Annotated in this window: 10 protein-coding genes; 1 reads left to right on the top strand and 9 read right to left on the bottom strand. The window is 38.0% G+C overall.

Features of this window, described 5'->3' with window-relative positions; genetic code table 11:
* Nucleotides 1–158: 158 nt before the first annotated feature.
* Entirely contained in the window at nt 159–428 is a 270-nt protein-coding gene (rpsO, locus tag MCY_RS06940) for a 30S ribosomal protein S15 (protein WP_007347659.1), read from the bottom strand.
* 314 nt (nt 429–742) lie between these two features.
* Between rpsO and MCY_RS06935 the strand changes: the two genes are divergently transcribed.
* Nucleotides 743–2,371 carry an MFS transporter gene (locus tag MCY_RS06935; RefSeq protein ID WP_007347658.1) on the top strand — a complete coding sequence of 543 codons (1,629 nt, stop codon included), beginning with the start codon at nt 743–745 and terminating at the stop codon, nt 2,369–2,371.
* Nucleotides 2,372–3,582: 1,211 nt separating this feature from the next.
* Here the strand turns inward: MCY_RS06935 and truB are convergent.
* From truB to metK, 8 genes are all read right to left on the bottom strand, one after another.
* On the bottom strand, nt 3,583–4,545 hold the full coding sequence (gene truB / locus MCY_RS06930; protein WP_007347657.1) for a tRNA pseudouridine(55) synthase TruB: 963 nt from the start codon (nt 4,543–4,545) through the stop codon (nt 3,583–3,585).
* Nucleotides 4,546–4,549: 4 nt separating this feature from the next.
* On the bottom strand, nt 4,550–4,957 hold the full coding sequence (gene rbfA, locus MCY_RS06925; protein ID WP_007347656.1) for a 30S ribosome-binding factor RbfA: 408 nt from the start codon (nt 4,955–4,957) through the stop codon (nt 4,550–4,552).
* A 125-nt stretch (nt 4,958–5,082) separates the two neighbouring features.
* Nucleotides 5,083–7,602 (bottom strand): translation initiation factor IF-2, encoded by a 2,520-nt coding sequence (gene infB / locus MCY_RS06920; RefSeq protein ID WP_007347655.1) that lies wholly within the window; start codon nt 7,600–7,602, stop codon nt 5,083–5,085.
* Nucleotides 7,599–8,234, bottom strand: coding sequence for an RNA-binding protein (locus MCY_RS06915; RefSeq protein WP_007347654.1), 636 nt, complete (start codon nt 8,232–8,234; stop codon nt 7,599–7,601). The genes infB and MCY_RS06915 overlap by 4 nt, the downstream gene beginning before the upstream one ends.
* Nucleotides 8,235–9,866, bottom strand: a complete 1,632-nt coding sequence (nusA, locus tag MCY_RS06910; RefSeq protein WP_007347653.1) for a transcription termination factor NusA — start codon at nt 9,864–9,866, stop codon at nt 8,235–8,237.
* Nucleotides 9,867–9,916: 50 nt separating this feature from the next.
* The gene (rimP, locus tag MCY_RS06905; protein ID WP_035008732.1) at nt 9,917–10,567 is read right to left on the bottom strand and encodes a ribosome maturation factor RimP; all 651 of its coding nucleotides are present in this window, start codon (nt 10,565–10,567) and stop codon (nt 9,917–9,919) included.
* 127 nt (nt 10,568–10,694) lie between these two features.
* Nucleotides 10,695–11,396 carry a tRNA (guanine(46)-N(7))-methyltransferase TrmB gene (locus tag MCY_RS06900; RefSeq protein ID WP_007347651.1) on the bottom strand — a complete coding sequence of 234 codons (702 nt, stop codon included), beginning with the start codon at nt 11,394–11,396 and terminating at the stop codon, nt 10,695–10,697.
* Nucleotides 11,393–12,661, bottom strand: coding sequence for a methionine adenosyltransferase (gene metK / locus MCY_RS06895; RefSeq protein ID WP_007347650.1), 1,269 nt, complete (start codon nt 12,659–12,661; stop codon nt 11,393–11,395). The genes MCY_RS06900 and metK overlap by 4 nt, the downstream gene beginning before the upstream one ends.
* Between the last annotated feature and the right edge of the window lie 75 nt (nt 12,662–12,736).

The following is a 12,736-nucleotide window of genomic DNA, read 5'->3' as shown; positions in this document are numbered from 1 at the left end:
TACTTCTATCTTTGTATGAGAAGAGAGAGAGATAAATCACCTTAAATGCGAAATGATGAGCAGTCCTATCCCATAATAACGTGTCAGTTTTTAAAATTTTTAATTACAAGCAACATGTTGAAAAATGGGTGGCTTTTTTACACCACCCCATTTTTCTTTTAGCGACGCAAACCTAACTTCTTGATAAGTATTTGATAACGATTTTGGTCAACTCCTTTAAGATAATCAAGAAGGCGCCGACGTTGAGACACCATCTTTAAAAGACCACGACGAGAATGGTTATCTTTTTTATGAGATTTAAAATGATTTGTTAAATTAGAAATACGTTCAGAAAGTACAGCAATCTGTACTTCTGGTGATCCTGTATCACCAACTTTATTTGCGTATTCTGCGACAAGGGCTTGTTTACGTTCAGCTGTAATCGACATCGTATCATCCTTTCAAAAAACGAAGAAACAAAAAGACACCCATAGCCGAGATGTCGTTCAGCTAGGGTCCACGAAGAAATAAGAAGGGTCAAAGACTCTTACCTATTTTCGCTCTTATATAGGAAAGGAGGTTAAAATACTAGTCCTGATAAGCATTTTAAAGCCTTTATTTAAAGAAAGACTTTTGTTTTGAAATATTGATTTAAATCGGGTTTTATGAGAAGTCTTTATTTAAAATTTACGCATTCTTTTGAGACAAAGATTATGAGCATGTGTGTGGTAAAAAGTGATAAATGCCGATTTGGAGGAAAAAGATGCAAAGCATTTCAACATTGAAACTTTTTCATAATTCGGTATTTCGAAATTTATGGTCATCTACTCTTATTTCTAATTTAGGGGGGCAGATACAAGCTGTTGGAGCTGGGTGGTTAATGACGTTAATTAGTTCTTCGCATTCCATGGTTGGGCTTATTCAGAGTGCGATAACATTACCACTTGTTATGTTTTCTTTGATGGCAGGGGCGTTAGCGGACAATTTTAATCGGCGTCAAATTATGTTGTGCGCCCAAATTATGATGATGGTTATATCCATGAGTTTATCTGTTTTAGCCTATATGGGATTTCTAACACCTTGGCTTTTGTTATGTTTTACGTTTTTTATTGGATGTGGCACAGCCTTTTATAATCCTTCTTGGCAAGCAACGATAGGAGATATTGTGAGCAGGGAAAATATTCCTGCTGCTGTTAGTTTGAATAGTGTCGGCTTTAATCTGATGCGGAGTATTGGTCCTGCTATTGGGGGAGCCATCATTGCAATTTTGGGGGCATCTGCTGCTTTTTTGTTTAATGCTATAAGCTATATTCCGCTTATCGGCGCGTTATTTTTCTGGAAATCGAATTATGAAAATAATTCATTGCCACGAGAAAGATTGTTAGGAGCTGTCTCAGATGGTGTACGTTATGTTGCAATGTCACCTAATCTTCTGCATATAATGGTTCGAGCATTCCTTTTTGGTATAGGAGCAATTTCGATTTTAGCACTTTTACCAATTGTTGCGCATCAAGTTCTTGGAGGAAGTGCTTTTCTTTATGGTACATTGCTTGGTTTTTTTGGGTTAGGAGCTATAACAGCAGGTATTATTAATGCGTTTTTACGACATCATTTTCGTTCAGAAACAATTATTGCAAGTGCATTTATTGGTTTTGCCTTTTCTTGCTTTTTATTGGGAATAAACCGCTCGCTGATTGTCAGCCATATTGCTTTATTTCCTGCAGGTTTATGTTGGGTGTTGGCATTATCATTGTTTAATACATCTATACAACTCTCTACACCACGCTGGGTTGTTGCACGTTCTTTAGCACTTTATCAAACATCATCTTATGGGGGGATGGCTATTGGAAGTGCAATCTGGGGAGTTTTGGCTGATGGTTATTCTCCAACAATTGCTCTGATCGTTTGTTCTTTATTCTTGATTTTTGGTGCTCTTGCGGGGATAAAATTTAGAATTCAAGAAGTTCCTCAGATAGATTTAGATCCTCTTGATCATTTTAGAGAGCCGGAATTGTTCCTCGACCTAAAAGCAAGAAGTGGTCCGATCATGATAATGATCGATTATCAAATTCATGAAAATGACCTTGAAGAGTTTCTCAAAGTGATGACGCGTCGACGCCATATTCGGTTACGTGATGGTGCGCGTCAATGGGTTCTTTTACGAGATCTTGAAAGACCTGAATATTGGACAGAGGCTTATCATATGCCAACATGGGTAGATTATTTACGCCATAATCATCGTCGGACAAAAGCGGATGCAGAAGTCAATAAGCGTCTACGTCATTTAAATTGCGCTCCTAACGGTATAAGAGTGCACCGCATGATTGAACGGCAGACAATACCCCAAGCGAATGAGATGCTTTTAAAAGCTTCCTCTGATCATCTCCTTTAAGTGAAAGCAGTTTTTTTGTAAAATAGTTGAATATGTTCATATTATTTCGATTAATTTATTAGCATAAGTACAACAAAAAAATTGCTACTTTAATAGTTAATAAATTGATTTATAATAACTATTTATTTTTTTCGTATTGAGTGATAGTTTTGAAGATCTTAAGTCTCTCATTTCAAATTTATTTAATTTACTTTATATTGAATCAATAAAAGCCATTTTCTTATACGTCATAAGTATAGTGAATATGATAAAAACGATAGAAAAATAAGGATTTCTGATGAACTCCCTTAAGTGCAAAGATTCCTGATGATATTTTAAATGATAAGATAAAATGATGAGAATACCTTATATTTTTATTAATTGTAAAGATGCAGCAATGTGCGATGGGTTTTATACATTTTATTACAAGCGCTGTTTTGAAATAGGTTCAAGTGCATTAATAAACGTTTCTTAAAAAAGCGTGTGAATAGGCAAAACAACAATTTTCTATTTTGAGACTTTTACTTTGAATATTAAAAAAACGAGAGAAATAAAAACGTGAGGCAAAGCGTATAGCATAATTATACCATTTGTAGGTAATCAACGATCAATTTTTGCTGAAACATATAGTTTGTGAGCATTATCTTTAACATGCGTTGGAATTCTAAGGTTTGAGTTTTTCTATTCTAAACAGTTTTTTTAGCAAAAAAGAGAGTATGTAGATCTATATTGTAATAATCAAAGTGGTGATTAAACTAACATAGATTTTGGGGAATTTTAAAGGTTGGGTGCAATAAATGTGATTGCAACGCATTGATTATAAGAATAGATAATTGTTTTTTATATTGAATGTAAAGGTCTAGAATATTACAGGATTGTCTCATTTTAAATTTGTTTAGGTTGCATCAGTCTCAATCATTCGCTTACATATTACAAATGAAAGTTAATGCGGAAAAAAAATTTGTTTTAATGTTAGAGCCGATAAACAAACACGTTATTTTTCTAAAATACAACGTTTAAAAAAGGGATAAAAATGCCTCTCATAAATCTTTTTAAATATAAGGAGGGTTACAACATGAGAAATGAATAAAGTATGTGATGGTATTGGCTTGTATCATTAATTTAAGGTTTGATATGAATAAAGTGAATGTAAACGATAAAAAGCAATACATTTTTCTTAGAGGATAGAGAAGAATACTTTACCACAACAGGTAGTTGTGGGAAAGAATCGATTAAATTGTGAAAATCCGCTTTGGTTTAAATAGATCTTTGTCGAGGATACCGATGGCAAGAAGTTGTTCTTTATAAAGGACACAAATCTCATCTTCATCAAGAGATATCTTGTTATGACACAAGGATATAGAATGACCTTTCATAACTCTCTGTGCTTGAGTTTCATTAAGGGTATAATGAGAGAGGCAATCCAATGCGGTGCTCGTTTCAATTAAGAGCTCATCGAGTATTGAGAATTTTTTTTCAAAAGAACTATTATTTTCATCTGTAATATTTTTATTTGGCAGGATGGCCGCTTTTAGTTCATCCCATGTAATGAGATCCTCTTCATCAAAAGGGGCTACGGCAATACGTCTTAAGTCAGAGATATATCCATAGCAACCCAGATCGCGTCCCAGATCGCGTGCTAAAGAGCGCACATAAGTTCCCTTTCCGCAGGTTATTTCAAAGACAGATTGCTCTTTGCTAAGAGTTTCTATTAACTTGAAAGTTTCTATTTCCACTTCACGAGGCGGAATTTCGATGACTTCTCCTTCACGTGCTAGATCATAGGCGCGATTGCCAGCAATTTTGATTGCTGAAAATTGTGGAGGTGTTTGCAAAATAACACCTGTATATTGAGGAAGAAGAGTAAGTATTTCTTCTTGTGTCGGACGTTTGAGAGATGTTTTCGTTATTTCTCCCTCTAGATCATCTGTTGCACGCTCTTGTCCCCAAGCGATATGAAAACGGTAAGTTTTTTTGCCTTGTATCACATAAGGGACGGTTTTAGTTGCTTCGCCCAATGCAATGGGCAGGAGACCAGAAGCAAGAGGATCAAGTGTACCCGCATGTCCTGCTTTTTGTGCATGAAAGAGCCATTTGATTTGTGAGACAGCTTCTGTTGATTTCATTCCTTTTGGTTTATCAAATATGACCCAGCCAGAAACAGGACGTCCCTTTTTTTTGTGTTGCCGTATCATGTTTCTAATCCTCATCTTTTTCACTATGGTGAAGATCGCGCGCTACCTCAGGCGAACGAAGTAGAGCATCAATTTTTGAAAAATTATCAAAACTATTATCAAGTCGGAAACGCAGTTCTGGCATATATTTCATTTGTCGCAATGCGTGACTGATTTCTCCACGGAGAAAACGACTATGTTTATTGAGAGTATTAACGACATCAGTATGAGAAGCATTTTTAAAAGTACTGAGAGGTGATACAAAGCAAGTAGCAATTTTTAAATCTGGTGACATACGTACTTCAGAGACAGAAATGACAGCATCCTTCAAAATATCATCAAACAAAATACCACGCTGTAGTATATGCGCTACTGCATGACGTACTTGCTCTGCTACTCTAAGTTGCCGTTGTGATGTCCCTGCATTTTTCATCAAAGCTTTATCCTTGCTATAAACCCTTTTTTTGATCGTCTAGATAAGGAAAAAAAGAGATATTGTGTAAGAATCCAATAGCTTTTCTCATCGCACAACAGAGTAAAGTTATTTGATTATTTTATTTATAATGTGCGGTTAATATGTTCGATATGGAAGGTTTCGATGATGTCTCCTGCACGCATATCTTCATAGTTCTCAAAGGCTATTCCACATTCTTGACCACTTTGCACTTCATTGACTTCATCCTTAAAGCGTTTGAGTGTTTTAAGTTTTCCTTCATGAATGACAATATTATCGCGGATAAGACGAACACCTGCTCCCCGTTCTATTTTACCTTCTATAACACGACATCCTGCGACTTTTCCGATTCTTGTAATGTTAAAGACTTCTAGAATTTCAGCATTTCCAAGGAAAGTTTCGCGCTGTTCTGGTGAGAGTAATCCTGACATAGCAGCTTTTATATCGTCAACAAGATCATAGATGATATTATAATAGCGAATTTCAATACCTTGTGTTTTAGCAGCATCACGCGCCTGTTTATTAGCTCTAACATTAAAGCCAATTACAGCTGAATTAGATGCTTCAGCAAGAGAAACATCACTTTCAGTGATACCACCAGCACCAGAATGTACAATACGCGCACGTACTTCTTCATTCCCTAGTTTTTCTAATGCTGAAGCGATTGCTTCAATTGATCCCTGCACATCTCCTTTAATGATAAGAGGAAATTCCTTAATGCCAGTAGTTTGCAATTTTGTCATCATTTGTTCAAGAGAACCACGAGAACCAGTTTGTCGAGCTACAGCTTTGTCACGTGCTAGCCGCTGACGGTATTCAGCAATTTCACGTGCTTTTGCCTCATGACTGACCACAGCAAAACGATCACCTGCTTGTGGTGTCCCTTGCATACCTAAAATTTCAATAGGTGTAGAAGGAACTGCTTCTTTGATGTGCCGACCATGGTCATCAATCAAAGCACGTACGCGTCCCCATTCATTACCAGCAACAATAATATCAGAAGGATGCAATGTACCTTTTTGAACAAGAACTGTTGCAACAGATCCACGTCCCCGATCCAGTTTAGCTTCAATAACAATGCCCTCTGCGGTTCGTTGAGAATCTGCTTTTAGATCAAGTATTTCAGCTTGAAGAAGAATAGCTTCGAGAAGTTTATCAAGGTTTTGACCAGTTTTAGCAGAAACTTCAACGTCTAGCGTCTCCCCTCCCATAGTTTCAACAAATACTTCATGGTGTAGAAGTTCTGTACGTACCTTTTGTGCATTCGCAGCTGGTTTATCAATTTTATTAATAGCAACAATGATAGGTACGCCAGCAGCTTTGGCATGATTGATTGATTCAATCGTTTGAGGCATGACACTATCATCAGCGGCTACAACGAGAACAGCAATATCGGTAACACGAGCTCCACGAGCACGCATTGCCGTAAATGCAGCATGCCCCGGTGTATCAATAAAGGTAATTTTTTGACCATTTTGTTCTACTTGATAGGCACCAATATGCTGCGTAATACCGCCTGCTTCGCCAGAAACAACATTTGCTTTGCGGATAGCATCCAGAAGAGAAGTTTTTCCATGGTCAACATGGCCCATAATGGTTACAACAGGAGGACGCGATTGCATATTTTGAGGATTATCTGTTATATTAAAGATACCTTCTTCTACATCAGATTCTAAAACACGTTTAACAGTATGACCAAATTCAACAGCGATGAGTTCAGCAACATCTGCATCAATAATATCGCCGGGTTTCATCATTTGTCCTTGTTTCATTAAAAATTTAATGACATCAACAGATCGCTCAGTCATACGTTGTGCGAGTTCTTGAATGGTAATTGTCTCAGGAAGAACAACTTCACGAGAAATTTTTTCTCTTGGTTCTTGATTTTGTGCACGCTTAAACTTTTCCTGTCTACGCCGCATTGCAGCCATTGAACGCCCCCGGGCACTCCCTTCTTCGTCTAGTGCGCTATTAAGAGTCAGTTTTCCACGACGTCGCTCATCAGCTCCTTTGACAACTTTTGGCACACGTATTTCTGATTTAGCAGGATTAGCACGTCGGCTATGCCGTTCTTCCTCTTTATTTTCATCTATTTTGCGTTTTTCAATGACAGTTGTGTTTTGGGGTGCAATAGGAATATCTGTCTGTTCGATGAGAGGGAGAACAGGTGGAGTCTGTACTGACGGTTTTTTTTCTTCTTTTTGTCTTTGTATTTCTGTTTCTTTAATTTCTTTCTGTAAAATTTCCTCCCGTTCTTTAGCGCGTCTTGCTTCTTCTTCAGCTTGTTCGCGCGTTATTCTTTCTTGGATATGTGCTTCTTCTAATGCACGAAGTCTTGCTTCCATTTCAGCTGATGAAAGATTACTTTTGGACACAGATTCTTGAGGTTTTTTTTCCTCAAAACGTGGTTTAGAGCGCTGAGGAGCCACATGCGGCTTTGTAATAGGCTGTTGGATTTCAATTTTTTCATCAGGTCGCGCAATTTTACGCCGTTTTGTTTCGACAACGACAGCCTTTGTACGGCCATGACTAAAGTTTTGTTTGACCGTACTCGTTTCCAAGACAGACCGCTTGAGGGTTAGTGTCCTCTTGACTGTTGTTTTGTCGTTGTTATTTTCACTCATTGTACTTCCTTCACGGCTTGTGCCGTCATCTCACCAAGCTTACTATGTTTGTCATCACGATAGGTGATCAATTTATGTGTCGTTTTGAGAAATCCTTCAGCAGCTTTTGTATCCAATAAGGCTGCGTGCATTACAAGATTAGAGCCAAAAGCCACGCGCATTTCATCGCTTGTAAATAAAGACATGGTTTTTATAGTGCGATTTGTTTGTTGTTGTATTGTATGGATAGCCTGTGCAATTTTTCGTTTTCCATCTTCTGTTGCCTCTTTGGCATGAAGTACAAGAATAACTTGACCGGAGCGGATAGCGGCATCAACTTTTGTTGCTCCCATGATAATCGCTCCTGCTTTTCGTGCCATGGAAAGGCTTGCAAGCGCAGCTTTTAGTAAAAGAGTATCAACAACATGCCCAAGATTTGGTGCAACCTCAACATCTGTTTTAAAGTTTTTATGAAAAGATTTTTGTTTAATTGCCTTCTCAATAACAGCATGATGGGCAGAAACCCAAACGCCACGCCCTGGTAAATTAGCTTTAAGATCAGGAACAATTTGGTTATTGGGACCAATAACAAAACGGATCAGCTTTTGCACTGAGGTATTTTTTCTAGTCACAATGCAAGTTCGTTCATTCATTTAAAATGTATCCACATTCAAATCATTTGTTTTTTTATTTTCTGCAGAATTTTCAACTTCTACAGAATTTTCTGTAACAAGATCAACTTGGTCTATCCAACCTGCTTGTACACGTGCGGCTAAAACCATAGCTTCTGCATCAGCACGTGTAATATCAAATGGGCTTAGGATACCAGCAAAATTTTTTATTTGACCTTCTTTACGTTCTCTCCAACCAGCTAAATCATCAACGGCGTAACCAGCAAAGTCTTCTATCGTTTTTACACCATCCTCACCAATTGCAACCAACATAGCACTTGTCATTCCAGGAAGTGTTTGCAATTCATCAGAAACTCCGAGCTTTTTGCGTTTTTCATCGAGTTCTTTTTCTTGATGATCAAGATATTCGCGAGCACGACTCTGGATTTCAGCAGCGGTTTCATGGTCAAAACCATCAATAGAAGCGATTTCTTCAAGATCAATATAGGCGATCTCTTCGATAGAAGAAAAACCCTCTGATGCCATAACCTGTCCGATCATTTCGTCAACCTCTAAAGATTCCATAAACAATTTACTGCGTTCAGTAAATTCTTTTTGACGATTTTCAGATTCTTCTTTTTCCGTTAAAATATCGATGTTCCATCCTGTTAATTGCGAAGCTAAACGAACATTTTGACCACGTCGTCCAATAGCAAGGCTAAGTTGATCATCAGGCACGATAACTTCAATACGTTCAGCATCTTCATCAAGAATGATTTTAGAAACTTCAGCAGGTTGCAGTGCATTAACGACAAATGTTGCAGCATCGGGTGACCAGGGAATAATATCGATTTTTTCGCCTTGTAATTCTGCAACAACAGCTTGTACACGGCTTCCTCGCATTCCAACACATGCACCAACAGGATCAATGGAACCATCGCGTGAAACAACGGCGATTTTAGCCCGTGAACCTGGATCACGAGCGACGGATTTGATTTCTATAATACCATCATAAATTTCTGGCACTTCCATAGTGAAAAGTTTGACCATAAATTGAGGATGTGTGCGTGAAAGGAAAATCTGTGGTCCACGGGTTTCACGATGTACATCATTGACAAAAGCACGAATCCGGTCTCCATAGCGGAAGGATTCACGGGGAATTAATTCGTCTCGGCGCACAATAGCTTCACCACGTCCTAGATCGACGATAATATTACCATATTCCACACGCTTTACTGTACCAGAGATAATTTCCCCAACTTTATTTTTGAACTCTTCATATTGCTGATCACGCTCTGCATCACGTACTTTTTGTACAATGACCTGTTTAGCCGATTGTGCTGCGATACGTCCAAAATCCATAGGAGGTAAAAGATCAGCAAAAAAATCACCAATTTTTGCATCTGCTTGACGTTTGAGGGCATCGGACAAAGTAATTTCCGTTGTATAGTCTTCAACGACATCAACAATTTTAAGCAAGCGCTGTAATTTAATTTCGCCTGTTTTAGAATTGATTTCAGCACGGATATTGGTTTCTTGACCATAACGAGAACGTGCTGCTTTTTGAATAGCATCAGCCATCGCAGAAATGACAATTTCACGATCGATTGACTTTTCACGTGCAACAGCATCTGCAATTTGCAGAATCTCAAGTCTGTTAGCGCTTGTAGCCATCAATTTTCTCCTTCTTTGTACCACACGATGGGTATTTCCCAGTGATATTATTACTTTTCGAAATTAAGTGTCTGTATTGAGTCGTTAGGGTTATTTTCGGGAATGAATTGTTGACTTAAATCTTTATTTTTTTTCAAAGCATCGCGAATGAGTTCATCGGTAAGCACTAAATGCGCATTTATAATATCACAAAAAGAAATAGGGGTAGATATGGCTTCTCCATAGGCAGCTTTATCAGTGTTTAAAACAAATCCGTCTTGCGTGATATTTGTAAGTGCTCCACGAAATTTTCGGCGCCCGTCAATTGTTATGTTAGTTTCAATTTTTGCAATATGTCCTTGCCAATGAAAAAAATCAGATTTTCTCACCAATGGACGATCAATTCCAGGCGATGAGATTTCTAAATGATATTTGCGCTCAATAACGTTTTGCACATCAAGAAGGGGAGAAACAGTCCGACTAACAATTTCGCAATCTTCTACGGTCATAGAACCATCAGCGCGTTCAACCATAATTTGAAGTGTTAAACCATTTTGCCCAAGAAGTTTCACACGAACCAAACGAAAACCTAAAGGTTTAAGCACTGGTATGACAAGAGAAGCAACTTGTGCTTCGATACCATCTTCTTCAAACAGGCGAGGTTCATCAAGCTTGCTTATTTTCTCAGTTTCGTTCATACATTTTATCCAAGTTATTTTCATCAGTTTTATGATATTAAAAAAGAGCAGATCCAAAGACCCACTCTTCATCATAAGACCAAGAATTTAACTACAGATACTCTTAAATTCAAAATTTTTCAAGTTGTTTATGAGAAAAGCACTTAATTGTTTATTTTTTGATAAAGGTAAGATAGGTTGGCGTTCGTCCTTCGCGGAAAGCTTTTGCTTCATAACGTGTTCCTCTCCATAGTGGATAAGGTTTTCTCCAGTCTTGAGGTTTTTCTGCTGCCCACTCAAAGTGTTCATGTTGTGCACAATGGTATAAGGTCCAGTTTACATAACTGTCTATATCGCTAGCAAAGCGCAATTTTTTCCCCATTTTAAGAACGCGAGCAAAACGATTAAGGTTTTTTATGTTGATGAAACGCCGTTTCCAGTGTTTCTTTTTCGGCCAAGGGTCAGGATAGAAGAGATCTATTCCATCAAGCGAATTATCGGGAAGCCAATCAAGTAAGTGTGTAGCATCATCATTATAAAGACGAAGATGATTTTGATAGTGTTTATATTGTTCAAGATACAACAATATTTTTGCCATGCCATTGATAAAAGGCTCGATTCCGATAAAACCGGTTTGTGGAAAATTTTCCATTTCATGGAGTAAATGTTCACCGCTTCCAAAGCCGATTTCAAGTCGAATTTCTTTTACTTTGCTCGAAAATAAAGATGTAAGGTTTGAAGGAGGAGGGACATTTAAATCAATATTAAAATTTGGGAGGAGCATTTTCATACGCGTAAGTTGACTGTTTCGTAGCTGTTTTCCTTGTCTGCGTCCAAAAAAAGCTTCATTCTTGCGCGTATTATATTTAATCATGTGACTTGAATCATCGTTTGAAGTGTTTCCACGAGATCAGTTTTTTCCCACGAAAACGAACCATCATGTTTTGGTTTTCGTCCAAAATGACCGTAAGCAGCTGTTTTTGTATAGATCGGTTTATTAAGGTCAAGATGTTTTCGAATTCCAGTAGGGGAAAGGTCCATTATTTTACGAATGGCTGCTTCAATAACCTTTTCATCAACTTTTCCTGTTCCATGAAGATTAAGATAAATAGATAAAGGTTGTGCAATACCAATTGCATAGGAGAGCTGAATGGTGCATCGCTCTGCTAAATGAGCAGCAACAATATTTTTAGCCAGATAGCGTGCCGCATATGCTGCGGAACGGTCAACTTTTGTCGTATCTTTTCCTGAGAAAGCACCGCCTCCATGGGGGGCTGCGCCTCCGTAAGTATCTACGATAATTTTGCGTCCCGTTAATCCGGCATCACTTTGAGGACCACCAATGACAAATCTTCCTGTTGGATTTATATACCAACTGCATTGAGCAGAAATAGGAATGTCATGTAAAGCTTGGCGAATGTAAGGCTCAACCACGGTATGTACTTTATTAGAATCCCAACTTTCATCAAGGTGCTGTGTTGAAAGAACGATGGATGTTACTTCTATAGGTTTCCCATTTTTATAGCGTATAGTTATTTGGCTTTTAGCATCTGGTCCTAATTTTCCAGTTTCTCCTTCTCCTTTATGACGGGCTACGGCAAGAAGTTTGAGAATTTTATGTGCATAATAAATTGGCGCAGGCATGAGATCAGGTGTTTCACGGCAAGCATATCCAAACATGATGCCTTGATCACCTGCTCCTTCTTCTCCATGTCGATCTGTAGCATTATCAACACCTCTTGCAATGTCAGTTGATTGAGGACGCAATAGAACATCAATTTTAACAGTTTTCCAATGAAAGCCTGCTTGTTCATAACCAATGGCACGAATAGCACGGCGTGCTACTGTACGAAAGCGCGTAGGATTAATAAGTGGAAAGCCAGTTTTATCATAGATAAATTCTTTATTTTTATTTTTTTTTAAGAGCGTATCGGGAACACGCACTTCACCAGCAATAACAACACGGTTTACACTGACGAGAGTTTCACAAGCAACACGAATTAACCAAGGATCAGTACCAGTTTTTTGCGCTTCTTTATAGATCATATCAACGATTTCATCGGAAATACGATCACAAATCTTATCAGGATGCCCTTCCGATACCGATTCGCTCGTAAAAAGATAATCTTGATGCGGCATAGGAACTCCTTTAAAAAAGAAAACCAATAATTCAATTAATTGCCTACTAAAGTTGCTAAGGTTTGCCAATTTCAG

The organism is Bartonella rattimassiliensis 15908, assembly GCF_000278215.1.
GTDB classification, from domain to species: Bacteria; Pseudomonadota; Alphaproteobacteria; order Rhizobiales; family Rhizobiaceae; genus Bartonella; species Bartonella rattimassiliensis.
The sequence above is the reverse complement of the archived record's forward strand: the minus strand, read 5'-3'. Positions and strand labels throughout refer to the sequence as shown.